The organism is Paraburkholderia sp. UYCP14C (genome assembly GCF_004197395.1).
Classification (GTDB): Bacteria; Pseudomonadota; Gammaproteobacteria; order Burkholderiales; family Burkholderiaceae; genus Paraburkholderia.
In genome coordinates, this window is sequence record NZ_SELS01000051.1 from 43,012 (window position 1) to 66,608 (window position 23,597).

General features: G+C 65.5%; 23 protein-coding genes. 10 read left to right on the plus strand and 13 right to left on the minus strand.

The genetic code is table 11. The annotated features are described in order from the left end of the window. Nucleotides 1–48: 48 nt before the first annotated feature. The 7 genes from EVC45_RS33170 to EVC45_RS33200 form a co-directional block, all read right to left on the minus strand. The gene (locus EVC45_RS33170; protein ID WP_129962394.1) at nt 49–2,310 is read right to left on the minus strand and encodes a xanthine dehydrogenase family protein molybdopterin-binding subunit; all 2,262 of its coding nucleotides are present in this window, start codon (nt 2,308–2,310) and stop codon (nt 49–51) included. After that, a complete protein-coding gene (locus tag EVC45_RS33175; protein ID WP_129962395.1) occupies nt 2,307–3,314 on the minus strand; it encodes a xanthine dehydrogenase family protein subunit M in 1,008 nt (335 codons plus the stop codon). The genes EVC45_RS33170 and EVC45_RS33175 overlap by 4 nt, the downstream gene beginning before the upstream one ends. Next, nucleotides 3,311–3,871 (minus strand): (2Fe-2S)-binding protein, encoded by a 561-nt coding sequence (locus tag EVC45_RS33180; RefSeq protein ID WP_129962396.1) that lies wholly within the window; start codon nt 3,869–3,871, stop codon nt 3,311–3,313. The genes EVC45_RS33175 and EVC45_RS33180 overlap by 4 nt, the downstream gene beginning before the upstream one ends. 153 nt (nt 3,872–4,024) lie before the next feature. Continuing rightward, nucleotides 4,025–4,339, minus strand: a complete 315-nt coding sequence (locus tag EVC45_RS33185) for a hypothetical protein (RefSeq protein ID WP_129962397.1) — start codon at nt 4,337–4,339, stop codon at nt 4,025–4,027. Between the two features lie 380 nt (nt 4,340–4,719). Continuing rightward, complete coding sequence (locus tag EVC45_RS33190; protein WP_129962398.1) at nt 4,720–5,196, minus strand: response regulator; 477 nt, start codon at nt 5,194–5,196, stop codon at nt 4,720–4,722. 443 nt (nt 5,197–5,639) lie between these two features. Beyond that, the gene (locus tag EVC45_RS33195) at nt 5,640–7,313 is read right to left on the minus strand and encodes an ATP-dependent DNA ligase (protein ID WP_129962399.1); all 1,674 of its coding nucleotides are present in this window, start codon (nt 7,311–7,313) and stop codon (nt 5,640–5,642) included. Between the two features lie 10 nt (nt 7,314–7,323). Next, nucleotides 7,324–8,406, minus strand: a complete 1,083-nt coding sequence (locus tag EVC45_RS33200) for a ligase-associated DNA damage response exonuclease (protein WP_129962400.1) — start codon at nt 8,404–8,406, stop codon at nt 7,324–7,326. A 159-nt stretch (nt 8,407–8,565) separates the two neighbouring features. Between EVC45_RS33200 and EVC45_RS33205 the strand changes: the two genes are divergently transcribed. The 5 genes from EVC45_RS33205 to EVC45_RS47750 all read left to right on the plus strand — a co-directional run bounded on the left by EVC45_RS33205 (nt 8,566) and on the right by EVC45_RS47750 (nt 12,910). Further along, the gene (locus EVC45_RS33205; protein ID WP_129962401.1) at nt 8,566–9,468 is read left to right on the plus strand and encodes a YihY/virulence factor BrkB family protein; all 903 of its coding nucleotides are present in this window, start codon (nt 8,566–8,568) and stop codon (nt 9,466–9,468) included. 308 nt (nt 9,469–9,776) lie between these two features. Next, the gene (gene zapE / locus EVC45_RS33210) at nt 9,777–10,880 is read left to right on the plus strand and encodes a cell division protein ZapE (RefSeq protein ID WP_129962402.1); all 1,104 of its coding nucleotides are present in this window, start codon (nt 9,777–9,779) and stop codon (nt 10,878–10,880) included. Nucleotides 10,881–11,104: 224 nt separating this feature from the next. After that, nucleotides 11,105–12,211, plus strand: coding sequence for a hypothetical protein (locus tag EVC45_RS33215; RefSeq protein ID WP_129962403.1), 1,107 nt, complete (start codon nt 11,105–11,107; stop codon nt 12,209–12,211). A 42-nt stretch (nt 12,212–12,253) separates the two neighbouring features. After that, the gene (locus EVC45_RS33220; protein ID WP_129962413.1) at nt 12,254–12,748 is read left to right on the plus strand and encodes an NUDIX domain-containing protein; all 495 of its coding nucleotides are present in this window, start codon (nt 12,254–12,256) and stop codon (nt 12,746–12,748) included. 27 nt (nt 12,749–12,775) lie between these two features. After that, the gene (locus tag EVC45_RS47750; RefSeq protein WP_306770815.1) at nt 12,776–12,910 is read left to right on the plus strand and encodes a hypothetical protein; all 135 of its coding nucleotides are present in this window, start codon (nt 12,776–12,778) and stop codon (nt 12,908–12,910) included. Between the two features lie 88 nt (nt 12,911–12,998). Here the strand turns inward: EVC45_RS47750 and tkt are convergent, their stop codons facing one another. The 5 genes from tkt to EVC45_RS33245 form a co-directional block, all read right to left on the minus strand. Next, the gene (gene tkt / locus EVC45_RS33230) at nt 12,999–15,083 is read right to left on the minus strand and encodes a transketolase (RefSeq protein WP_129962404.1); all 2,085 of its coding nucleotides are present in this window, start codon (nt 15,081–15,083) and stop codon (nt 12,999–13,001) included. Nucleotides 15,084–15,352: 269 nt separating this feature from the next. Next, nucleotides 15,353–15,898, minus strand: a complete 546-nt coding sequence (locus EVC45_RS33235; protein WP_129962405.1) for a cupin — start codon at nt 15,896–15,898, stop codon at nt 15,353–15,355. A 36-nt stretch (nt 15,899–15,934) separates the two neighbouring features. After that, complete coding sequence (locus EVC45_RS45835; RefSeq protein WP_018425189.1) at nt 15,935–16,111, minus strand: hypothetical protein; 177 nt, start codon at nt 16,109–16,111, stop codon at nt 15,935–15,937. A gap of 61 nt (nt 16,112–16,172) precedes the next feature. Next, nucleotides 16,173–16,499 carry a hypothetical protein gene (locus EVC45_RS33240; protein WP_129962406.1) on the minus strand — a complete coding sequence of 109 codons (327 nt, stop codon included), beginning with the start codon at nt 16,497–16,499 and terminating at the stop codon, nt 16,173–16,175. A 220-nt stretch (nt 16,500–16,719) separates the two neighbouring features. Further along, entirely contained in the window at nt 16,720–16,965 is a 246-nt protein-coding gene (locus tag EVC45_RS33245) for a DUF6723 family protein (RefSeq protein ID WP_129962407.1), read from the minus strand. 126 nt (nt 16,966–17,091) lie between these two features. Between EVC45_RS33245 and EVC45_RS33250 the strand changes: the two genes are divergently transcribed. The 3 genes from EVC45_RS33250 to EVC45_RS33260 all read left to right on the plus strand — a co-directional run bounded on the left by EVC45_RS33250 (nt 17,092) and on the right by EVC45_RS33260 (nt 20,618). Beyond that, the gene (locus EVC45_RS33250; protein ID WP_248295354.1) at nt 17,092–17,481 is read left to right on the plus strand and encodes a hypothetical protein; all 390 of its coding nucleotides are present in this window, start codon (nt 17,092–17,094) and stop codon (nt 17,479–17,481) included. 63 nt (nt 17,482–17,544) lie between these two features. Continuing rightward, a complete protein-coding gene (locus EVC45_RS33255; RefSeq protein WP_129962408.1) occupies nt 17,545–18,810 on the plus strand; it encodes an AAA family ATPase in 1,266 nt (421 codons plus the stop codon). 44 nt (nt 18,811–18,854) lie between these two features. After that, nucleotides 18,855–20,618, plus strand: coding sequence for a cobalamin biosynthesis protein CobT (locus tag EVC45_RS33260; protein ID WP_129962409.1), 1,764 nt, complete (start codon nt 18,855–18,857; stop codon nt 20,616–20,618). Nucleotides 20,619–20,645: 27 nt separating this feature from the next. Here EVC45_RS33260 and EVC45_RS33265 read toward each other — a convergent pair whose 3' ends face one another. Continuing rightward, nucleotides 20,646–21,320 carry a MarC family protein gene (locus tag EVC45_RS33265; protein ID WP_129962410.1) on the minus strand — a complete coding sequence of 225 codons (675 nt, stop codon included), beginning with the start codon at nt 21,318–21,320 and terminating at the stop codon, nt 20,646–20,648. A gap of 345 nt (nt 21,321–21,665) precedes the next feature. Between EVC45_RS33265 and EVC45_RS33270 the strand changes: the two genes are divergently transcribed. Continuing rightward, nucleotides 21,666–21,881, plus strand: a complete 216-nt coding sequence (locus EVC45_RS33270; protein ID WP_129962411.1) for a DUF3311 domain-containing protein — start codon at nt 21,666–21,668, stop codon at nt 21,879–21,881. Then, complete coding sequence (locus EVC45_RS33275; RefSeq protein WP_129962412.1) at nt 21,878–23,353, plus strand: sodium:solute symporter; 1,476 nt, start codon at nt 21,878–21,880, stop codon at nt 23,351–23,353. Before EVC45_RS33270 ends, EVC45_RS33275 begins: the two co-directional genes overlap by 4 nt. Nucleotides 23,354–23,597: the final 244 nt, after the last annotated feature.

Sequence of the window (23,597 nt, forward strand, 5' to 3'; positions counted from 1 at the left end):
AACGACACCTTCATGCGCCTGTGTCCAGAGGCGTACTCAGAAGCGTAATCAGCCCAGCAGCTTGTCGGGCGTAATCGGCAAATCGCAAATGCGTTTTCCGGTCGCATGCCAGATTGCGTTGCAGACCGCTGCCGCCACGCCCACTACGCCGATTTCTCCGACGCCTTTGACGCCGAGCGGATTGACGATGTCATCGCGCTCGTCGACGAACAGCACGTCGATATCGTGAATGTCGGCGTTCACGGCCATGTGATATTCGGCGAGGTTGTGATTCATCTGCCGCCCGAGCACGTGATCGAACTGGCCATGCTCGTGCAGCGCCATGCTGATACCCCACACGACGCCGCCCGCGATCTGATTGCCCGCCGTCTTCGGATTGATGATGCGTCCCGCCGCGACCGCGCTGACCACGCGCGTCACACGCACGGTGCCGAGCGCTTCGTCGACGCGCACTTCGGCGAACACCGCCGAATGCGTGCCCATCGAATACGCCTGCTGCTTTTCGTGCGGCTTCACGCTCGCCTGCTCTTCGAGCTCGCCGAGACCGGCGCGTTCCAGCAGCGTCGCAATCGCAATCGAGTCGTCCGCGTGCGGGCCGCACACGAGCAACTCGCGCTCGCGCCGCACGTGCTCGCGCGCCACCGAAGCGAAGCGCGCGCCGCCATGCTCGCGCGCCAGTTCGACCAGACGGTTGCGCAGCCGCGTGCACGCGGCATCCACCGCGCTGCCGACCGACGACACCGTCCACGACCCGCCTTCGATCGGCGCCTTCGGCAAGCGCGTATCGCCGAGTTCGAAGCTGACGTCGCCGAGCGGCACGCCGAGCGCGTCCGCCGCAATCTGCGTCATCGCGGTGTAGGTGCCGGTGCCGATATCGGCGGTCGAGCTCGATACTTTCACGCGGCCGTCGCGTGTCAGTACCGCGCGCGCGGTCGCTTCGTTTTGCATCGCGTCCCATGTGCCGGTCGCCATGCCCCAGCCGATCAACTCGTGACCTTCGCGCCGTGCGCGCGGTTCGAGCGGCCGTTCCTTCCAGCCGAAGCGGGCCGCGCCTTGCCGATAGCATTCGCGCAGCGCCTTGCTCGAAAACGGTAGATTTTTGTTCGCGTCGCGCTCCGCGTAGTTGACGAGCCGCAATTCGAGCGGGTCCATCCGCAATGCCTCCGCGAGGTCGTCCATCGCGACTTCGAGCGGAAAGAGCCCTTGGGTCGCGCCCGGGGCACGCATATCGGCCGGTGTCGGCACGTCGAGCTTCGCGACCTTGTAGCCCATCGACACGTTGTCGCATCGATACAGTTGCCCCGCCCAGTTGACCACCACGTCGCAGTAGTCCTCGTAGCGCGAGGTTTCCGACACCGCCTCGTGGATCACCGCCTGCAGCCGGCCATCTGGCGACGCGCCGAGCGCGACGCGCTGCACCGATTGCGGCCGATGCGCGAACGTGAACATCTGCTGCCGGGTCAGCGTGACGCGAACGGGTTTCTTCAGTTCGCGCGCGGCCATCACCGCGAGCGCCAGATGATATTGCGGCCGCAAGCCGGAGCCGAACGCGCCGCCGACGAACGGCGACACCACCTGCACTTCGTCGTCTTTCAAACCGAACACACGCGTCAGATAGCCCTTCGTATTGATCACACCCTGAGTCTTTTCATAGACGGTCAAGTGTCCTTGCGCGTCGGGCACCACGGTGCAGCCGTGCATTTCCATCGGATTGTGGTATTCCGCGGGCGTCGTATAGAACGCTTCCACGCGCACCCTTGCATCGGCCAACGCCTTACGCGCGTTACCGCGTTCGGGCGGCGGCGGTTCGAAGCCCCCTTTCTCGGTCGACGGCGGCACCGCGTTATTCAACGCTGCTTCGATATCGGTCTGAGGTGAGCCGGCTTCGTAGCGCACCTGCACCAGCGACGCCGCGTAGCGCGCCAGTTCGAGCGACTGCGCCACCACCAGCGCGACCGGCTGCCCGCTGTACCAGACCCGCGCGTCCCACAGCGGCCGCAATGGCGTGCCGCCGGGCGCGACCATGTCCTTGAACGCGTCGACGTCCGAGGGCAGCGCCGGGCGCTTGCGATGTGTGAGCACGAGCAGCACGCCGGGCAGCGCCTCGGCGGCCGACGTATCGATCGACACGATCCTGCCCGTCGCGATCGTGCCGGACACGACGAGACCATACACGAGCCCTGCGGCGCAGAAATCGGCCGCATATTGCGCGGTGCCGGTTACTTTAGCGGGCCCGTCGACGCGCGAATGCGATACGCCGGTCGTAGGCTTTGGGCTGCCTGTCGACGACAAGGTTTCGGTACGGTTCATCGCGCGGCCTCCTCGAACGAGCGTTGTGTGGCTTCGCCGAAAGCGCGCACGATCACGCGCGCCGCGAGTTCGATCTTGAACGCGTTGTCGCGCCGAGCGCGGGCATCGCGCAGCAGCGCGGCCGCGAAATCGCGCAACGTCCGTGCGTTCAGCGTCTCGCCGCGCAGCGCGGCTTCGGCCGCGGGATCGCGCCACGGCTTGTGCGCGACGCCGCCGAGCGCGCAACGGGCGTCCACGATCCGCGCGTCGTCGTCGAGCTCGACGCCGACCGCGGCGGACACCAGCGCGAACGCATACGATGCGCGGTCACGCACCTTCACGTACGCGTGATGCGCGGCAAAGCCTTGCGGCGGCAGTTCGATCGCGGTCACGAGTTCGTCCTCGCGCAGATTGGTATCGACATGCGGCGTGTCGCCGGGCAGCCGGTGAAAATCCGCGAACGGCAGCGTGCGTGCGCCGTCGTTGCCGACCAGATGCACGATGGCGTCGAGCGCCGCCAACGCGACGCACATATCGGACGGATGCACGGCGATGCACTGCTCGCTCGCACCGAGGATCGCGTGAATGCGGTTCACGCCGTGCAGGGCCGGGCAGCCGCTGCCGGGTTCGCGCTTGTTGCACGGCGTGCCCACGTCGTAGAAGTAGTAGCAGCGCGTGCGTTGCAGCAGATTGCCGCCGACCGTCGCGACGTTGCGAATCTGCGGCGACGCGCCCGCCAGGATCGCCTTCGCGAGCAGCGGGTAGCGGCTCGCGACGGTATCGTCATACGCTACCGTGCTGTTGGTGACAAGCGCGCCGATCTTCAGGCCGCCTTGCGCCGATGCTTCGATCTGCCTGAGCGGCAAACGGTTGATGTCGATGAGCAACGCCGGGCGCGCTACGTCTTCGCGCAGCAGGTCGACCAGATTCGTGCCGCCCGCGATGAACGCGGCGCCCCTGTCCGAGCGATGCCGTTCGAGCGCGTCCTGCACAGCATCGGCGCGCGTGTACGAGAAGCGGTTCATGGCCGCGCTCCAGGCTGACTCGCGACCGGACCGTCCGGCCTTGCGTCCTCGTCGCCGAGATGCGCCGCATCGAGAATCGCCGCGACGATGTTCGTATACGCGCCGCAACGGCACAGATTGCCACTCATCTGTTCGCGCACGTCGTCCGCGCAGCGCGCATGCCCCTCGTCGAGCATCCCATGCGCCGAGCAGATTTGTCCGGGCGTACAGTAGCCGCACTGGAACGCGTCGTGATCGATGAACGCCTGCTGCAGCGGATGCAACGTGTCGCCGTTCGCGAGACCTTCGATCGTCGTGATCGATGCACCGTCGTAGATGACCGCGAGCGCGAGGCAGGTATTGATCCGCCGACCATCGACGAGCGCCGTGCAAGCGCCGCATTGGCCGTGATCGCAGCCCTTTTTGGTGCCGCTCAGGTGCGCATGCTCGCGCAGCAGATCGAGCAGCGAAGTCCAAGCTTCGACCTCGAAGCGCCGCGTCTGGCCGTTGATTTCGAACGTCAATGCATGCGACACCGGCGCGTCGGCCCGGGCGGTGTCAGCATCGGGGGTAGCCATTGGATGTCCTCCTCACAAGGCATCGCATCCGCAACGGGACGCGACGCAACTCAACGCGATTCGAACCAGTGCAAAGCGGCGACAGCGCGCGAGCACGGTGCCGCCGCGACGTCCGACGCGTCGCCGGACACGACGACGCGCTCGACGGTTCGCCTATTGCCCCGCCCCGCTTGCGGGAGGCATGGACTTCGTGCCCTTAGTGTGCTTGTGCGTAACGCGGCCATTGCCGCTGCCCGCGACGCCATTGGTGGCGCCGCCCGCCTCGCCGACATTGCCGTTGGCGTTGTTCGCGCTCGTGGTATCCGGCGTGCGCGATTGTTCCAGGCTTGTGCCGGGTTGCGCGGCGGACTTGCCGCTTTGCGTGGACGGATTGGCACCGGTTTGCGCAAAGCTTGCCTGCGCGAAGCCCAACGCGAGGCAGCTCGAAACGAACGCGGTACCCAGTTTGACGGAAACATCGATCTTCATCGCTCCCTCCCTTATGACGTTATGAAAACTCGCTGCGCCAACCTCGTGCGCGATCGGTCGCGGCCAGACCGCCTTCGGTTCGACGACCTAAATAATCGACGCGCCCATCGTCACCGCAATCGCCGCGCCCGAGATGTAGCTCGCTTCACGCACGAACGCGCCGAGTCCACGGTCGTTCAGCAACGAGTGGGCCTGCATGCCATAGCGTAGGGAAGCCCCCGCTTGCGTGACAACGCGGGGGCTCAGATGGCTAAAGAAACTGCAACGGATAGAAAGGTGGCAGCCAGATGGCAGATAAATGACAAACAGAATCGCAGAGAGCCAACTACGATTTTCCGGCGACGACCGTGCAGAAATGACAGAACGTCAGTAAGTTTTCGCTAACAGCGTGATTCAGATGATGGCTCCGCCGCATGCAACGCGGCCGCCGATTCGAGCACGCGCAGCAGACGCTCGGGCGTCAACGGCTTCGCGCAATGCGCGTCGAAGCCGGTGGCCTTCGCGAGCGCGCGATCCTCGCGCGACGCGAACGCGGTACACGCAACCAGCAGCATGTGCGAAGTCTGCGGATGCGCGCGCAGACGCCGCGCGAGTTCGAGCCCGTCGAGTCCCGGCATCTTGATGTCGAGCACCACCGCGAACGGCTGCCATTCGCGCGCGGTCTCGCACACGGCAAACGGATCGTCGAGCGCGCGGCATTCGAAACCGTCGGCCATCAGCAGCATTTGCAGCGCGTCGGCCGCTTCCCGGTAATCGTCGACGACCAGCACGCGACGATGCGCGGCCATCGCATAGCGGATCGGCCGCCATACGAGCACGTCGTCGCTGCTGTCCACGTTGTCGTTGAACACAGTCATTTTTTCTCGCCCTTTTCCATTCGCCCTGAATGGCATCTCGCGCGACGCGCGCAAGATTCGATCCCATGGCGTCTGCCAGACTACGACCAGGTTCTTGTTATTCCCGCTCCGCGCGGACGATGCCGCGGCCGGCGCGCCTGGTCGCGCATTCCAGCGTGCGATCACCTGGAATGCGGGATTTAGCGTGCCCATTCACCACGGCGTTTGAATGACGGCGCTTGAGATGTGTGCACTGCGCAACATCGGTTGGCGCTCTGTCGTTGTGCAGTCCGCCTCGTTCAGGGGCGTCGCATGATATCGGTACTTCAACGGATTGAGGGGTCCACGCAATGCATGCCGCTAGCGCTCTTTTGGCGCGAATCGCTGACGCGGTCATAACCAAAGGATAAGCGACGATGCCGATAAAAAAATGCTCGACACGTTAGGGGTTTGCGCTCAGCGGGTTATCCCGCACGATCATCGATGAAGCCCTTCAGCATCGCGAGCGTATCCGCATCGTCGATATGTTTGTCCGTGCGCCAGCGCAGCATGCGTGGAAAACGAACGGCCACGCCGGACTTGTGGCGCGAACTCGCCTGTATTCCTTCAAAGCCGATCTCGAACACGAGTGTCGGCGTCACGCTGCGCACCGGGCCGAATTTATCGACGGTGGTCTTGCGCACGATTGCATCGACGCGACGCATCTCTTCGTCGGTGAGCCCCGAATAGGCCTTCGCGAACGGTACCAGCGTGCGCACGCCGTCGGCTTCGTCCCACACCGCGAACGTGTAGTCCGTGTAAAGACTCGCACGACGGCCATGACCGCGTTGCGCGTAAACAAGTACAGCGTCTACCGCATAAGGGTCGATCTTCCATTTCCACCACGTGCCCGACGCTTTGGTACGACCGACGCCATACATCGACTCGCGCTCCTTGAGCATCAAGCCTTCGACACCGCGCGCGCGGCTCTCGTCGCGCAAAGCGGCGAGCGCGCTCCAGTCCGCACCGCTGACGAGCGGCGAGACGCGCAGCAGACCACGCGCGAGCGTGCCATCGACAGAAGCGGCCAGCGCATCGAGCCGCGCGCGCCGTTCGGCGAGCGGGCTCATGCGCTGGTCTTGTCCGTGTGCTTCGAGCAGGTCGTACGCGAGCAGCGCGGCCGGCGAATCCGCGAGTATCTTGCGCGTCAGCGTCTTGCGGGCGATGCGCGGTTGCAGCCGCGCGAACGGCAACGGCGCAACCGCGCCCGGCTCCCACGCGAGGATCTCGCCATCGATCACGAAGCCATCCGGTAACGACTCGCCCAATACCGCGACCTCGGGAAAACGATCGGTAATCAGATCCTCGCCGCGCGACCACAACCACACGCGGCCGCCGCGTTTGACGAGTTGCGCGCGTATGCCGTCCCACTTCCATTCGATCAGCCAGTGCGCGGGATCGCCGAGCGTGGCCGGATCGGTCTGCAACGGATGCGCGAGAAAGAACGGATACGGCAGGCCGAGATCGCTGTCGTGTGCGGGCGCGTGCGCCTGGGTATCGTCGTCGGTCTGCGGTGCGATCAGACGCAGATAGCGTGCTGCGTCGGGCTTCTGTTGCGAATCGGTCCAGCCGACCATCCGTTGCGCGATCCGTTTGTGGTCGACGCCGGCCACTTCTGCCAGCGCGCGCACCACCAGTTGCCGCGCGACGCCGACCCGAAAGCCGCCGCCGATCAGCTTGGTCAGCAGGAAGCGGCCGTCCCAGTCGAGTTCGTCCCAGTAACTGAGCAGACGCGTGCGCAATTCGTCGGGCGGCAGGCCGCGCAACGGCAGCATGCGTTGCTCGATCCATTGCGTGAGACCCAGCTCGGCGTTGCGCTGCGCGGGCGGCAGGATATGCGCGACGGTCTCGGCCAGATCGCCCACCGCGTGATACGACTCCTCGAATAGCCACTCGGGCAGACCCGCGCGCTCGCGCGCCAGTTCGGTCAGCAAGCGCGTCGGCACCAGTTGACGCGGCTTGCCGCCTGCGAGGAAATACGAGGCCCATGCGGCGTCTTCAGGCGCGGCTGCCGAGAAATAGCCGGTCAGCGCCGCGAGCTTGTCGTGCGTCGACGTGGTGGCATCGAGCGCCGTGTAGAGAGCCGCGAAACGTTTCATACGGTGCCCGTCATGATTCGCTCGTCGTCGGTGTTTCGTCGGCGCCGGCCGCGTCGGCTTCGACGCTATCGTCGCCGTACTGCGTTTCGAACGCGCTCGCCTGCAGGCCCTGCTCGTTGAGCCAGCGCACCATCGGTTCGATCGAGCCATGCGTGACGATCACCCGCGACGCGCCGCTCTCGCGTATCGCCGTTTGCAAACCCGGCCAGTCCGCGTGATCCGACAGCACGAAGCCGCGATCGACGCCGCGCCGGCGACGTGCGCCGCGCAGACGCATCCAGCCCGACGCGAACGCATCGCTATAGTCGCCGAAGCGCTTGAGCCACGCGCTGTTCTGCGCGGACGGCGGCGCGACGATCAACGCCTGTTTGAATACCGCCTTCTGTTTCGCGGCAATCTCGCCGACCAGACCGACCGGCGGCAGATGCACGCCCGCGTCGCGATACGCACGATTGAGCGGCTCGACCGCGCCGTGGCAGAAGATCGGCCCGATCGCCGCATCGACGCTCGCCAGCACGCGCTGCGCCTTGCCGAACGAATAGCAGAACAGCACCGACGCGCGCCCTTCCGACGCGTTGTGACGCCACCATGAATCGATCGAATCGAACACGGTTTGCGGCTGATCCCAGCGATAGATCGGCAGGCCGAACGTCGATTCGGTGATGAACGTGTCGCAATGCACCGGTTCGAACGGTGCGCAGGTCGGATCGGCTTCGAGCTTGTAGTCGCCCGATGCGACCCACACGTGCCCCGCGTGCTCGATACGCACCTGCGCCGAGCCGAGCACGTGCCCGGCCGGATGCAGCGACACGCGCGCCGCGCCGATCGTCAACGGCTCGCCGTAGTCGAGCGCATGCAACGAGATGCCCGGCAGCCGCGACAGCAGCACGCCCGCGCCCGCGCGCGTGGCCAGATAGCGCTGATGACCGAAGCGCGCGTGATCGGAATGCGCATGCGTGATCACCGCGCGTTCGACCGGCCGCCACGGATCGATGTAAAAATCGCCCGCCGGGCAATACAGTCCCTCCGGCCGCGCGACCACCAGATCGTGCGCTTGCGGCGTGCTGTTCGTCTGACGCGGCGGCTGATCCATCGGCTGTCCTCAGCAAGGGAACGCGATTCTCCGAACGCGGCCAAGCAAACTGTATGCCGCGCCATTAATGGCCCCGTTTCTGCTTACGGTATATAAAGCACACAGGCGTGTCGAGAGCGGCTGTCATCCGGCAGTGCCCGACGCGCATCGCGAGGCCTCATGCGGATCCTGCTTGACCAGCATGCGCTGTTAATCCTCAAACACCCGGGCCGCTTCCTGCTGCAAACGCTGAAGGCGTTCCGTGCGAACCAGGGGCTGCTGCTCGCGGGCGCGGTCGCGTATTACGCATTGCTGTCCATCGTCCCGTTGCTGATCCTGATCGTGGTCGTGCTGTCGCGCGTGGTGCCGCAGCAGTTGGTGCTCGATGCGCTCGCGCATCTGCTGCGCTGGCTCGTGCCGGGGCAATCAGCGGCGCTCGTGCGTGAGCTGTCGAACTTTCTCCAGCATCGCGCGGTCATCGGCTGGGTGCTGCTGCTGACGATGATCTTCTTCAGCTCGCTCGCGTTCACCGTGCTCGAAAACGCGATGTCGTTGATCTTCGTGCATCGCGTCGTCGTGAAACGGCGCCACTTCCTGATCTCGGCGCTGCTGCCGTACTGCTACATCCTGTTTCTCGGGGTTGGGCTGCTGATCGTCACGTTCGTATCGAGCGCGCTCGACGCGATCGGCGCCGAAGGCATTCAACTGTTCGGCCTGCATGTGTCTTTGCAGGGCTTCACGCGAGTGGTGCTGTATCTGTTCGGGCTCGCCGGCGAAATCTTCGTGCTGACCTCGGTGTATCTGGTGATGCCGGTCGGCCGTCCGTCGCTCAAACACGCGCTGATCGGCGGCGTGGTGGCCGGCGTGCTGTGGGAGATCACGCGGCACGTGCTGGTCTGGTATTTCGCCACGCTGTCGCAGGTCAGCGTCGTCTACGGCTCACTGACGATGGCGATCGTGATCCTGCTCAGCTTCGAATGGCTCGCCACCTTGCTGCTGTTCGGCGCGCAGGTGATATCGCAATATGAGCGCTTCGGCCACGAACCGCTCGACGCGCCGCAGCCGACGATCAGGACCGGCTAGGCAGGCCGGTCGCGAGGAACATCCGTTGGTGGCGAAGCAGGTGCTCGGTGCCGTCCTGCCGGGGCATCACGACAAATGACGCGGTAGCCGTTCCACGACCCGTGCGCGCGCCGGCGGTCGACGAAGGACGTGGCTGGTAAAATGGCGCGCGCTCCGTGCACGCGCTCATTGGGTCTGCTTCGTCGCGGGCCATCACGCCGGCCGTTATCTCATGCTCACACACGTCCTCGCCGTTTTCTCGGCGGTCCGCACTGCGTCATTCGCGCACGTCGCATCGTTCACGCCATCAGGCATGGACGCTCTCGCCCATGCTTGACGAAGCCCGCATCGCGCGCGCGTTGACCGCGCGCGGCATCATCCCCGATGCGCGCCAGCGCGAGGCCATCGGCGCGCTCGTCGCGTTGCTCGGCGCGCAGCAGCGCGCGCGGCATGCATGGTCCACCGCCGCGTTCGGGCCGCAAGGCGTCTACTGCTATGGCATGCCGGGGCGCGGCAAGAGCCTCGTCGTCGATACGCTGTTCGAGCTTGCGCCATGCCGCAAACGGCGCCTGCATTTCCACGAGTTCCTGCGCGAAATGAACCGCCGGCTCGTGCACGCGCCGCGTGGCGACGACCGTCTCGGCGACGTGTCGCGGCAATGGCTCGACGGCATCGAACTGCTGTGCTTCGACGAATTCCATGTGCACGATATCGCCGACGCGTTCCTGATGGGCCGCTTTCTCGACACCGCGATCAACCTCGGCACGCGCATCGTGCTGACGTCGAACTATGCACCGGACGATCTGCTGCCCGACCCCGAGTTTCACGAACGCTTCGTGCCGACCATCGCGCAGATCAAACGCGGCTTCACGGTGATCCATTTCGACGGCGCGCGCGATTATCGCTTCGGCGGCGAAGCAGCGGAGGTGCCGCGCTTTTTCGCTCCGCTCGATGCATCGAGCGACGCCGCGTTGCGCGACATCTTCACGCGCCACGAGCGCGACGCCGTGATCGAAGCAGTCAAGCTGAGCGCGGCGGGCCGCCCCCTCGAAGCGCGTGCGGCCGGCCGCTCGCTGTTGTGGGCGGACTTCGGGCAACTGTGTGTCGCGAGCCGCTCGCACCTCGACTACCTCGATCTCGCCGAGCAATGGCAAGGCTTGATCGTCGATCGTCTGCATACGGAAGCACTGCGGCAGTCGCATACGCTGCAGCGCCTCGTCTGGCTGATCGACATCTTCTACGACCGCAAGCGTGCCCTCTTCATCGCGTCCGATCGGCCGATCGAGAACGCGTTGATCGGCCTCGAAGGCGCGCACGATCTGTCGCGTACGCTGAGCCGGCTGGCGGAGATGCAATCGCGCACGTATCGCAGCACGCTTGAACACGGCGCGGGGGACAACTCACAAGAAGGCATCGACGCCGACGGTTCATAGTCCCGCAACAGAAGGAAGCGCGCCGATTTCTGCAATTCTTGCAAAGCCACGGTAAGGCGTGCCAACGCCGTTTCGCGTCGACGCATGCGCTACGGTACTGTGCGATGCGCCGGGCCGGCGACGAAGCGGCAGCGGCCGCGGCCCGCCGCTTGCGCGGGAATAGGTTCTGCTACCGCGAGCGGACACTCCAATGTTCAGCGGATTGCTTCCGCTCGCGCTCACCCATGCTCAGAACCGCTTACCTGGCCGCCGCGTTGTGCGCCGCCTGCCTCACGTCCGCCTGTGTGCATATTGGCCCGTCGCGCCTGAAGGCCGACCAGGTCGACTACGCGCGCGCGCTCGGCGACGCGAAGAAGCGCGCGATCCTCGCCGCCGTGATCGGTCTGCGTTACGGCGACGCGCCCGCGTTCCTGACCGTCAGCAGCATCATCGCCGCCTACACGTTCGACACCACCGGCGGCGCGACCGTCAACACCGGCTCGGGCAGCATGCCGAACTACGCGCAGGCGACCGGCAGCGTGTCGTACTCGAACCGGCCAACCTTCACGTTCACGCCGACCACCGGCGAAGCGTTCGCGTCCGCGTATATCCGGCCGCTCGCGCCGGCGCTCGTGTTGCCGCTCGCCGAGGGCGGCGTGCCGATCGATCTGCTGTTGCGCATCACCGCGCAATCGATCGGCGGTCTGCGCAACGGCGACGCGCTCGGCGGTGACAATAGCGCGGGCGCGCCGGGCTTCTTCGAATTGCTGCAGGCGTTACGTCGTCTGCAAATGGCTGGCGAGTTGAACGTCGAGACGCGGCAACTCGATGCGAAAGCCGATCTGAAAGGCGGCCAGAGCCCCGCATTGGCCGTGTTCCTGTCGATCGGCGCGACCACGAGCGGCGAGTCGCCGAGCACGGCGGTCGATGTCGCGCGCGTTCGCAAGCTGCTGCATCTGTCGGCGAAGACACGCAGTTATGAGGTCGTGTACGGGCCTACGTCGACTTCTCAGAAGGGTGAGCGCATTCCGATGGTCACGCGCTCGGTGCTCGGCATCCTCAGCGATCTCGGCGCGCAGGTGCAGGTGCCGCAGGAGCGCATCAGCGATGGTTCGACGAAGCCGACCGTCGGGTTGATCGGCGGCGAAACGAGGCCGACGATCATCGTCCATTCGGGCAAGGCCGCGCCGGAGGACGCATATGTGTCGATAGCGTATGGGCCTTCGGTGTATTGGGTCGAGCGCAATGACTTCGATTCGAAATACGCGTTCACGGTGGTGCAGAATCTGATGGCGCTCGCGGAATCGGATACGAGCAGCAAGGCGCCGGTGGTGACGATTCCGGCGAATTGAGTCGTGAACAAACGACCCGGCAGCTCGATCGGGATTTCCGCAATGGGAAGCCGCTGGCTAAACTACGGTTCTATGATTATCGACTCTATCTGGCGCCTGGCGCTTCGCCTCGGATACCGGCTCGCTCGCGTCTGGTGGCACGTTCGACGACCCCACCACGAGGGTGCGCTCGTGGCAATCTACGTCGGGCAGTCGCTGTTGCTCGTCAAAGCATCGTACCGGGCCGAGTGGAATCTTCCCGGAGGAAGTGTCCACGCGGGTGAGACGCCTGAGTTAGCGGCGCTGCGCGAGATGGAGGAGGAAATTGGTCTGTCGTCGCACCCATTGATCCCCGCGGGCAGCGTCTACGGCACGTGGGATGGGCGCAGAGACCGGGTGTATTTCTTTGAACTGCACCTCGACAGCCTACCCGATCTGCGGATCGATAATCGCGAGATCGTCGCCGCGCATTTCGCATCGCCGCAGGAACTGCGCGGCACTGCGCTAACCGCGCCGGTAGCTGCGTATCTCGCGGGAGAATCATCGACAATCCATTGATCCGTTAAACGATGCAGGACGATTGAGATGGACAGCATCGACCTGTCGGATATCTACCGAGGCTACATCGCCTGCCTGAACAAAGAGGACTGGTCAAAGCTGGGAGACTTTCATTGCACGGCACCCGAGGCGGACAAATGCCCACCGCCGTTGCACGGCTGAACTTTGCGAGCGGGATATAAGTCCAGCCGCCGTGCCAATTTTCGCGTCAAGCGTTCGCAAACGCATCAAGTACATCGAGCGCATCACCTCAAGCAGCGCCCTTCCCTTTCTTCACCCGCTCGATCTGCTGCTTGGCCGCCTGATACACGGCTTCCGGCGTGAAGCCGAACTCCTTCTTCAGATCCGCAATCGGCGCCGACGCGCCGAACGAATGCATGACGACCTGCGCACCGAGCCGCCCCGTATAACGATCCCAACCGAGCGACGCAGCCTGCTCGACCGCGACGCGCGCTTCGACGTCCGCGGGAAGCACGGACTCCTGATAAGCGCTGTCCTCACGCTCGAAGATGTCCCACGAAGGCATCGACACGACACGCGCCGCGATGCCCTCGCTCTTCAGCTTCTCGTATACGTCGACGCACATCGACAACTCGCTGCCGGTCGCCATCAGGATCACCTGCGGCTTCTGGCCATCGGGCGCATCGGCGAGCACATACGCGCCGTGCCTGACGCCGCTCGCGGACGCATAGCGGCTGCGGTCGAGCGTCGGCATCGCCTGGCGCGACACGACGATGCACGCCGGCCGATGCGGCTGCGTCAGCGCGACACGCCACGCCTCGGACACTTCGTTCGCATCGCCGGGGCGCAGCACCGTGAGCCCCGGCACCCCGCGCAACGACGCCATCTGCTCGATCGGCTGATGCGTCGGACCGTCTTCGCCGAGGCCGATCGAATCGTGCGTGAACACATAGATGGCCGGTACTTCCATTAACGCGGACAGGCGGATCGGCGGCTTCATGTAGTCGCTGAAGATCAGGAAAGTCGAGCCGTACGCACGCAGATTCGACAGCGCGAGACCGTTGACCACCGCGCCCATGCCATGCTCGCGAATGCCGAAGTGCAGGTTGCGGCCACCGTAGCTGCCCGCCTGAAAACTGCCGGCCCCTTCGAACTTCAGGTTGGTTTTCGTCGACGGCGCCAGGTCCGCCGCGCCGCCGATTATCCACGGCACGCGCGCGGCAATCGCATTGAGCACCTTGCCCGACGATTCGCGCGTCGCGACGCCCTTCGCGTCCGCGGCGAAGCTCGGGATGTCGCTATCCCAGCCCTCTGGCAACTCGTGCGCTTCCATCTGCGCGAACTCGCGCGCGAGCTCCGGGTACTGCTTCTGATAGCTGTCGAACTTCGTCTGCCATTGTTCGCGCTCCGCCTTGCCGCGCGCGCCGATGCCCTGCGCGAAGCGCTCATGCACGCCATCGGGTACGTAAAAGAATTTGTCCTCGGGCCAGCCGTACGACTTCTTCGCCAGAGCGACTTCTTCCACGCCGAGCGCTTCGCCATGCGCGGACGCGGTGTCCTGCTTGTTCGGCGCGCCAAAGCCGATGATGCTGTTGATCACGATCAGCGTCGGCCGGTCGGTCACGCTCTTCGCTTCGACCAGCGCCTTGTCGAAGGCGGCGGTGTCGTTCGCATCGTTGACGTGCAGCGTGTGCCAGTTGTAGCCGTGAAAGCGGCTCTCCACATCGTCGCTATAAGCAAGGTCCGTATGGCCTTCGATCGTCACGCGATTGCTGTCGTAAATCCAGATCAGGTTCGACAGCTTCAGATGGCCCGCGAGCGAGGCCGCTTCGTGCGAGACGCCTTCCATCATGTCGCCGTCGCCGCAAATCGCGTACACGCGGTAGTCGAACAGCGGCGCGTCCGCGCGGTTGAAGTGGCTCTCGTGCCAGCGCCCGGCCATCGCCATGCCGACGCTATTGCCGAGCCCCTGGCCAAGCGGTCCCGTGGTGGTTTCGACGCCGGTCGTCATGCCGTACTCCGGGTGGCCCGGCGTCTTGCTGTCGATCTGGCGGAAATGCTCGATGTCGTCGAGCGACACGGCTGGCCCACCGGTCGGCTTGCCGTGTTCGTCGACGGCTTTCACGTTGGCCAGATGCAGCAGCGAATACAGCAGCATCGACGCATGCCCGGCCGACAGCACGAAGCGGTCGCGATTCGGCCACAGCGGCGCGTCGGGGTCGTAGCGCAGATGGTGTTGCCACAGGTGATAGGCGACCGGCGCGAGCGCCATCGGCGTGCCGGGATGGCCGGAATTGGCTTTCTGCACGGCGTCCATCGACAGCGTGCGGATCGTGTTGATGCACAACTGATCGAGGGCGGGATCGTTTTGCATGGGACGCTCCTTGTTCGGCAACTCGGAAGACGGCCGGCGCGCGCTGCGCAGCGCGGACGGATCGGCGCATCGTGTCTACATGGAATCGCGCGCGTCCGGGCGTGTCGACAGGGACGCGAAGCCGCACGTGGAACCGCACACGTGCCAGCGTCAGGGACGTAAGCGCGCGGGAAAATCGCGGCGAAGCCCACAGATGATGCGCCTAACCGCGCAACTCTGCACGCACCGTGGACAAGGCAGCGGCTCAGTTACTTCGCGAACGACGAAGTTCAGGCCGCCTGCAGCCAAAGCTCGACCACGGGACCATGCTTGCCGTCGATCGGATCGAGCGGCGGAAACGGCAATGCCAGCATGTCGGCGAGTTCCGGCGGCGTCAGCGCTTCGCGGCGAAGGTCCCATTGCTGCCCTAGCGGATAGCCCGCCACCACCTGGAAATGCCGCTCGAAAGATTGCAAACAATGCCCGGTGCCGGCCGGCAGCAGCAGCACGTCGCCCGCGTGCAGCGTCACTACGCGTCCGCCCGGACCGCCGACGATCACCTCGGCGCTCGCGTCGGTCACGCCGAGCACCTCGTGCGCGGTCGCGTGAAAGTGATGGAAGTCGAAGATGCTGTCGCGCCATTGCGCGGGCCATGCATTGCGCTCGAACAGGATTTCGAACGCGGCGGCCAGATTGCCGCTGCCGGGCGATAGCGCGCGCCGGTACAGCACCACCGGCAACTTGCCGTTGTTCGGTACCCAGTCGTGCGGCTCGAGCATGAACGCTTCGTATTCGGTCTGCGCGGCGTCGAAGCCGTGCATGGACTCATTGAACATGGTGGGCTCCTCGCTCCACTGTGGACGGGCGGCGGGTCAGCCGCCGCCGATACCCTGCAGCACCTTGCCCGTGCCGCCGCACACCGCGCAGCGGGCGCCCTCGACCTTGCCGGTGCCGTGGCACGCAGCGCACAGGTCCTCGCCCGCGCCCGGCGTGTTGGGCGGCGCTTCGTCGCCCGGGTTCATCGATTCGGTTGGATTGTCCGGTTGCATGCGCTTTCTCCGGTTGCGTGTTGACGGATTCGAGGCGCGGGCCGGCCCGCAACGCGCCGAGTCACTGCTCGCCCGGCCGCTTGTGATGCGAAGCGCGCCCGCCGCCGCCCGGCGGCTCGGCGTGCTCGCCGGTGCCGAGCGGCACTTCGGCGCCGTGCCGCGGCCGCTCGCTCGAACGCGGCGGATTGGTCGCTTTGTCCACGCCGGTCTGCACGACCGGTTCGATGCCGAGCGGACTCGGTTCGACGTAGCGCGTGCCGCTCGGCTTGTTGCGGGCTTTAACTTCGTCGGAAACCGTGGGCGCGGCGCGCTGGTCCGGCGTGGCGGACTGCTCGCCGGCTGGCGTCGCGCTCTGCTGCCGCGGGTCTGTCGATTGGGGATTCTGCATGACGCCCTCCTCGTTTGTTCTGCCGTCGAGCCGCGTCGTTACGCGCTGTGTCGAACGGGCAGATGGTGCATGCAGCACGATTCAGCAACTATCGCGCCTCGGCTGCGGAGCATCGACGGCGTACGACGGGCGCGGCCGCCGCGCCGTCGAATACTGCAGCACCGCATGATCTGTTTGTAAAAAGGAGAACCTGATGCAGCGCGAGGCCGGCCGCGCCCGCTCAGCTTTCCGGCGCGGCGCGATCGGCCGCGACGATTTCGCGGCCATACGCAATCGCGGCGCGCCGCGCTTCATCGGCGGTCGCATAGGGACCGATCTGCGGTGCGCCGTCGAACGGAAACAGAATCCGTCTGTCCGCCTTCCTCACTACCTTCAGTCCACCTATATATCGGCCGTCGCCTGTTCCGTGATAGCTGGCGAAAATCTCGAAGTCGTCGTCAGCGACGTCGGCCTTGTGTCGCGCCATGTGCGTTCCTCGTGCTGTGGTGGGCGATGTCCGCTGTAAGCCGGGCGCGCGGTCATCCCGATGCGGTGCGCATGACGACTTCCAGCAATTGACGTTCCACACGATCGACTCTCGCCACCATGCGGCATGAGCATTGCGCGTATGAACAAAAACTTTGTGGAGCCGATGATGGATTTTCCTGACACGCGCCGGGAAGCGCCCAATGCATTCGGCACGTTCGCCCTGCACGCGCGAGGCGAAGCGCAAATTTCGATGCGGTCGCCGCCGCTGCATCTCCATGTGCCGATGCCGCCTGAAGTCGACCCCGACATCGCGCCGGCGACGACGCCGCCGAACATCGACCCCGATCCGATCCCCGACGACCCGATCGACGTTCCCCACCCGTCACCCGAAGGCGATCCACCTGCGACACCGCCGCCAGTGCATGCCTCGAGCGAGAAGTTCGAGTACCGTCGCCGTGTCGTGGGTCGGTCGTCGCGATACATGGAAGATCGAAAGCTGCCCAAGATAAGATAGGCGGCAATCCGGCTTCGGCCGAGTCGAAGCGCATCGTGCGATTCGACCTTTCTCTTCCTTGCCATGAGCGCGCCCGACCTGATCGAACACGAAGACGGCAACAAGGACGACAACCTCGGTCTCTATCGGCGCGCGACACAGGACGGCGCCGAATGGTGGCGCGTCAGTGTCGGCGACCGGCCCGAGACTTATCGCCTCGAACACGGCGCCGACGATCACGACAACGGCGCGGGCACGGTCGATATCGATCTGGTCGTCGACGCGGAAAATCTGCGCGCGAAGCTGAAGAAGTGGCGTCGCGAGGGCTTCGCGATCGAACGCGAAGTCGCGCACGATGCCGATGCGCCCACCCGCATCGCGTTCATGCCGGAGTTGCAGCGTGCGTCGGCGCGCATGCTCGCGGCCGAGCTGCACGATGCCGGGACGGCCGGCGCAGCGCTTGGCGACGCCGCGCCGGACACCGTGCGCGTCGGCAACGTCGACGTCCGTTGCGGCGCCGCGCATCCGCTCGTGCCGCGCGTGAATCCCGCCTATCTGTTCCCGGCGCGCTTCAACGATATCGTCGCGGACATCGTCGAAAATCGTCGCGTGATGCTGATCGGTCACACGGGTGCCGGCAAGACGAGCCTGATCGAACAGGTCGCCGCGCGCTCGCAACATGGGGTGTTGCGCTCGAACATGAACGGCCAGACCACGGTCGGCGATTTCGTCGGCTTCTGGACCGTCAAGGGCGGCGAGACCTTGTGGGTCGATGGCGTACTGCCGACGGCGATGCGCGAAGGTCTGTGGCTGATCGTCGACGAGATCGACTTCGCCGAGCCGTCGATTCTCGCCGCGTTGACTGCGGTGCTCGAACCGCGCGGCCGTCTGGTGCTCAAGGAGAAAGGCAACGAGATCGTCGCGCCGCATCCGGCGTTCCGCCTGTTCGCGACCGCCAACGCGGTCGGCGCGATGAGCCAGTTCCGTCATCTGTACCAGGGCGCGAATCTGATGAACGAGGCGTTTCTCGATCGCTGGCGCGTGTACCTGCTCGACTATCTGTTGCCCGCCGAGGAAACCGACGTGCTGGTCGGCACGCTCGCGCCGCACATGACCCGCCCGCTCGCCGCGACGCTCGCGGCCATCGCCGCCGACTGCCGCGCGGCGTTCGCGCGCGAGGACCTGTCGAGCGCATTCTCGACGCGCCGTCTGCTCGACTGGGCCGAGCTGATGCTGCGCACCGGCGACCCCGAACGCGCGGCCGGACCGGCGATCTACGCGAAGGTGAGCCCGGAGGACGCCGCGCTGATTCGCGGCATCATCCGTCATCACATCGCGCCGGCTGCTTGAGCGTACCCGAGCGAACCTGAGCGGCCACCACAACAGCGCCCGCGATGAACGCACGCCACCCCGCCCATCTGCAACGCGACACGCAAGGCTTCGCGTTCGAATCGACGCTCGGCAAGATCGCGCGCGTGCTGAGCGGGCAATATGGCGTGACGGTCGTGTTCAGTCCCGACGGTCCGCGCGTCGAGCCGGGCCGGATCGTGATTCCCGACTACGACTCGACGGGCGGCGTCGAACGCGACGTGCTGATCGGCTACCTGGATCTGCTGGTCGCGCGAGCGAAGCACGCATCGCTCGCGCAGCTCGACGCGCTGCCCAAAGGCATCACCGCGACGCTCGCGCAGGTGATCGACGATCGGCGCGTATGTGCGCAATTGCTCGACGAATATCCGGGCGCGCGCTGGTTCATCGGCAAGCTGCGCGCGCATGCGGCCGAGCGCGTGCGGCAGCGCTGGCCGAAGCTGCATTGGCGCGACCGGCTCGCGTGGCTCGTCGAGCGCGCGTTATGGGACGAGCCGCCGACGCGCAGCGAAGCGAGTGATTCGCTGCTCGCCGCGTTGCATGCGGCGCAGGACCTGCTGCACGAGGCGCGCGCGAGCGGTTCGAGCGCGCGCAGCATCGCCGTGGCGCGCGATCTGGTGGCGCGCGTGCGGTCCCTGTCGGCGGGTGACGCGAACAACATGATGTTCACCGCCGGTCCGGCCGAAGGCATCGACACGGACACGGCGGCATCGTCCGCCTCGTTCGGCGACGACGACACCATGCCGCCCGAGCGTGACGGCCCGCCGCCTGGCGCTTCATCGGAGCGCGGCGGCGGCGAGCCATCGGACGACGCGGTCGGCATGGGCCAAACGCTCGCCGATACCGAAGCCGCTTCGACACGCGACGCAAACCAGCCGGGCGCGCAGTCCACACCCCCTGCGCGCATGCTGCTGTCGCTTCCTCTCGCCACCGAATTCGACGTGATCGCCGATCTGACCGGCCAGGGCGACAGCGCCGCGTGGCGCGCGTTGCGTGCGCAGGCGCGCGCGGACACCGCGCCGCTGAAGGAAAAGCTGGAGCGCGCGCTGTGCGCCGACGAACGCATCCGCTGGCGCCGCGAACAGGAGCGCGGCGAGATCGACCGCACCGCGCTGGCGAGGCTCGCGACCTCGCCCGGTTATCGCACGCCGTTTCGCACGCAGCGGGCCGCGAAGGGACGCGACGTCGCGGTCACGTTGCTGATCGATCGCAGCGGCTCGATGGCCGGTCGCAAGATCGAACTCGCGCGGCTGTGCGCGAGCGCGCTGTGCGATGCGCTGACGCAGCTGTCGTTCGATTGCGAAGTGCTCGGCTACTGCTCGCTCGAATCGACGCCGATGAAGCAGCTCTACGAGCGGCAGCGCGCGGCCGGCGCGGATTTGCGGCGCTACAACCGTTTCGTCGAGCGGCTCGATCTGAAGGTGTACAAGCGCTTCGGCGCAACCGACCTGAACGGCATCGCCGCAATCGACTGCGGGCATGAGAATCCGGACGGCGAAGCGCTCGCGTGGGCCGCGACGCGTCTCGCCGATCATCCGGCCGCGCGCCGCATCCTGATGGTGTTCTCCGACGGCTATCCGTCGACCGGCGACGGCGACCCGCAGGTGCTGCGCAGCGACCTGCGCGAACGCGTCGCTGCGATCGCGAAGCGCGGCATCGAACTGGTGGGGATCGGCGTGTTGACCGACGCGGTCGAGGACTTCTATCCGCGCAACGTGGTGGTAAGCCGGCTTGCCGAATTGCCGTCGACGGTGTTCTCGGTGCTCAGCTCGATGCTGCTCACGCGCTGAGCATGAATCGAGTTCGACGACGCGCTGCTACGGGGTAGCTGCCCGCGTCGCCGCAATCGGAATCAGGAATTCGGACACGCCGGTCAGAATGATCTGCACGCCGATGCACAGCAGCAGGAACGCCGACACCCGCAACGCGACCTTGGTGCCCTCGACGCCGAGGTAGTGCGCCAGAACCGTCGCGCGGCTATAGATCAGATAGACGCAGACGGCCACCGCGAACGTGATCGCGACCGACGCGATGCTCGACACCACGAACGCCGACAGCTTGTGCGTGCGATTCGCGGACAGCGCGATCGCGGTCGCGATCGAGCCCGGTCCGGTGGTGAGCGGCACGGTCAGCGGGAAGAACGCGCGCGACTTCGCGCTCTCGGCGTCGACGCGCTTGACGTCCGTCTGCTCGGCCGGCGTGTCGGGCGCGTTGAGCATCTGCCAGCCGCCCACGGCAAGCGCGAGACCGCCGCCGATGCGCAGCGCTTCCATCGAGATGCCGAAGAAATGCAGGATCGGTGTGCCGATGAAGAACGCGACCAGCAGCACGCAGGCAGCGTTGATCGCGATCTTGCGGGCGAGCGCGTCGCGCTCGTCGAGCGTCAACGACGCGGTCCGGTCCAGAAAAACGAATGCACCGCCGAACGGATTGATGATGCTGATCATGCCGATGAAGCCAAACATAATGTCCGAGATCAGGCTTTCGAGCATGTGCGTGTCCGTGTGTCTGCGTTGGTTCGCGCGGGTTCGCGCCGGTTAGCAATGCGGGTCATGAAACCGGCAGGCATCGCGCGGTCCGGAAAATGCTGCAATGCTCGCAGATCCTGTCGCCACGCGCCAGTCGCGCCGCGAAAAAGCCTCGCGATACCCCACACGCGCCAAGGCACGTCCCGCCTTGCAGTGCAGCAATCAGGACTGGAATGATGCAATTGCAACGGTCGAAACCCTCACATTTATTTTGACCTACTTTACGGGACCAAAGTATCCGGCATACAGTCTTCAGCGAAGCCGGAATTTCAACGACACAATACCTAACTGCTTCGAGGAGTTGCCCACATGCTGCTTCGTGTACTTGCCGCGTTGCCGTTCATCGGCATCCTGGTCGGCATTGCGTTTGTCAATCGGGTCGAGCCCATCGTGCTCGGCATGCCGTTCGTGTTGGCCTGGATCGTCATGTGGGTGGTGTTGAGCGCGATCATCATGGCGATCGTCTACAGCCTGGATCCGTCCAACCGTCAGATCGCCGCCGATGGCGAGGAGGTTCGCCCGTGAGCGCACTCGTCATCATCGCCGCCGTCACGCTGTTCGCGCTGTTCCTCGGCGTGCGCGCAAGGCACGGCCACGACATGAGCCTCGAGCAATGGAGCGTGGGCGGCCGCAGCTTCGGCACCGCGTTCGTGTTCCTGCTGATGGCCGGCGAAATCTATACGACCTTCACGTTCCTCGGCGGCAGCGGCTTCGCTTACGGCAAGGGCGCACCCGTTTACTACATCCTCGCGTACGGCACGCTCGCGTATATCCTGTCGTACTGGATGCTGCCGCCGATCTGGCGCTACGCGAAGTCGCATCGCCTCGTCTCGCAGCCCCACTTCTTCTCGCGCAAATACGAAAGCCCGGCGCTCGGCACGCTGGTCGCGCTGGTCGGCGTGGCCGCGCTGATTCCGTATCTGGTGCTGCAATTGAAGGGCCTCGGCATCATCGTCGCGACCGCGTCGTACGGCGCGATCTCGTCGACGGCGGCGATCTGGATCGGCGCGATCGTCGTGACCTCGTACGTGATCGTGTCGGGTGTGCGCGGCTCGGCGTGGAACTCGGTGGTCAAGGACACGCTGATTCTCGCGATCGTGCTGTTCCTCGGCATCTATCTGCCGCTGCACTACTACGGCGGCTTCGGCGAGATGTTCCGCACGATCGACGCTGCCCGCCCTGGCTTCCTGACCTTCCCGGCGCACGGTTCGAGCGTCGTATGGTTCCAGTCGACGGTGCTGCTGACCGCGCTCGGCTTCTTCATGTGGCCGCACACGTTCGGCTCGATCTTCACGGCGAAAGACGAGCGCATCTTCCGTCGCAATGCCGCGATCCTGCCGCTTTATCAGCTGATCCTGCTGTTCGTGTTCTTCGTCGGCTTCGCGGCGACGCTGCGCGTGCCGGGCCTGAAGGGCGCCGACATCGACCTGGCGCTGTTCCGCCTGTCGCTGCAGACGTTCGATCCGTGGTTCGTCGGCGTGATCGGCGCGGCCGGTATCCTGACCGCGCTGGTGCCGGGCTCGATGATCCTGACCTCGGCATCGACGCTGCTCGCCAACGACGTCTACCGCGGCATGGTGAACCGCAACGCGTCGGATGCATCGGTCGCGACGATCGCCCGCGTGCTCGTGCCGGTCGTGGCGCTGGTCGCGGTCGCCTTCACGCTGAACGGCGGCGAAACCATCGTCGCGCTGCTGCTGATGGGCTACAGCTTCGTCACGCAACTGTTCCCGGCCGTGATCTGCAGCCTGTTCCCGAACAACCGCGCGACGAAGCAAGGCGCGTTCTGCGGCATCCTCGCGGGGGTTGCGGTGGTCGCGCTGACCACCACGCTGCACTGGAGCGTCGGCCAGTTGCTGCCGTTCCTGCCCGATGCGCTGAAAGACGTCAACATCGGCTTCCTCGCGCTCGCGGTGAACGTGATCGTGTTCGTGATCGTCAGCGCGCTCACGCAGCCGAGCGCGGCCGAGCAGGAGAAGCATGCGTCGGTGCATTGACGAGGGTGGCGGCAAGCGCGATTCGAAGTTTTGGAGCGCACGCTCTTAAGTACGCTACCGCGTAACGCATCTGAAGGGGCTGTTCGCTTCGGCGACAGCCCCTTATTGTTTGTGCGCCCAGCATGGGCGCACTCCTGCGGGTGTAAGTCCCGCCATAAGCTGGTCATAGCGAATGAAGTGAAGCGCAACTGCACGAGGGCGACCGGGTGTGGGGAGGAAGCGTGGAGCGTAAATCGCGAGCCGA

Bases quoted from the DNA above. Each gene is read 5' to 3' on its own strand.
- EVC45_RS33170 (WP_129962394.1), bottom strand. From the start codon at position 2,310: ATGAACCGTACCGAAACCTTGTCGTCGACAGGCAGCCCAAAGCCTACG.
- EVC45_RS33175 (WP_129962395.1), bottom strand. From the start codon at position 3,314: ATGAACCGCTTCTCGTACACGCGCGCCGATGCTGTGCAGGACGCGCTC.
- EVC45_RS33180 (WP_129962396.1), bottom strand. From the start codon at position 3,871: ATGGCTACCCCCGATGCTGACACCGCCCGGGCCGACGCGCCGGTGTCG.
- EVC45_RS33185 (WP_129962397.1), bottom strand. From the start codon at position 4,339: ATGAAGATCGATGTTTCCGTCAAACTGGGTACCGCGTTCGTTTCGAGC.
- EVC45_RS33190 (WP_129962398.1), bottom strand. From the start codon at position 5,196: ATGACTGTGTTCAACGACAACGTGGACAGCAGCGACGACGTGCTCGTA.
- EVC45_RS33195 (WP_129962399.1), bottom strand. From the start codon at position 7,313: ATGAAACGTTTCGCGGCTCTCTACACGGCGCTCGATGCCACCACGTCG.
- EVC45_RS33200 (WP_129962400.1), bottom strand. From the start codon at position 8,406: ATGGATCAGCCGCCGCGTCAGACGAACAGCACGCCGCAAGCGCACGAT.
- EVC45_RS33205 (WP_129962401.1), top strand. From the start codon at position 8,566: ATGCGGATCCTGCTTGACCAGCATGCGCTGTTAATCCTCAAACACCCG.
- zapE (WP_129962402.1), top strand. From the start codon at position 9,777: ATGCTTGACGAAGCCCGCATCGCGCGCGCGTTGACCGCGCGCGGCATC.
- EVC45_RS33215 (WP_129962403.1), top strand. From the start codon at position 11,105: ATGCTCAGAACCGCTTACCTGGCCGCCGCGTTGTGCGCCGCCTGCCTC.
- EVC45_RS33220 (WP_129962413.1), top strand. From the start codon at position 12,254: ATGGGAAGCCGCTGGCTAAACTACGGTTCTATGATTATCGACTCTATC.
- EVC45_RS47750 (WP_306770815.1), top strand. From the start codon at position 12,776: ATGGACAGCATCGACCTGTCGGATATCTACCGAGGCTACATCGCCTGC.
- tkt (WP_129962404.1), bottom strand. From the start codon at position 15,083: ATGCAAAACGATCCCGCCCTCGATCAGTTGTGCATCAACACGATCCGC.
- EVC45_RS33235 (WP_129962405.1), bottom strand. From the start codon at position 15,898: ATGTTCAATGAGTCCATGCACGGCTTCGACGCCGCGCAGACCGAATAC.
- EVC45_RS45835 (WP_018425189.1), bottom strand. From the start codon at position 16,111: ATGCAACCGGACAATCCAACCGAATCGATGAACCCGGGCGACGAAGCG.
- EVC45_RS33240 (WP_129962406.1), bottom strand. From the start codon at position 16,499: ATGCAGAATCCCCAATCGACAGACCCGCGGCAGCAGAGCGCGACGCCA.
- EVC45_RS33245 (WP_129962407.1), bottom strand. From the start codon at position 16,965: ATGGCGCGACACAAGGCCGACGTCGCTGACGACGACTTCGAGATTTTC.
- EVC45_RS33250 (WP_248295354.1), top strand. From the start codon at position 17,092: ATGAGCATTGCGCGTATGAACAAAAACTTTGTGGAGCCGATGATGGAT.
- EVC45_RS33255 (WP_129962408.1), top strand. From the start codon at position 17,545: ATGAGCGCGCCCGACCTGATCGAACACGAAGACGGCAACAAGGACGAC.
- EVC45_RS33260 (WP_129962409.1), top strand. From the start codon at position 18,855: ATGAACGCACGCCACCCCGCCCATCTGCAACGCGACACGCAAGGCTTC.
- EVC45_RS33265 (WP_129962410.1), bottom strand. From the start codon at position 21,320: ATGCTCGAAAGCCTGATCTCGGACATTATGTTTGGCTTCATCGGCATG.
- EVC45_RS33270 (WP_129962411.1), top strand. From the start codon at position 21,666: ATGCTGCTTCGTGTACTTGCCGCGTTGCCGTTCATCGGCATCCTGGTC.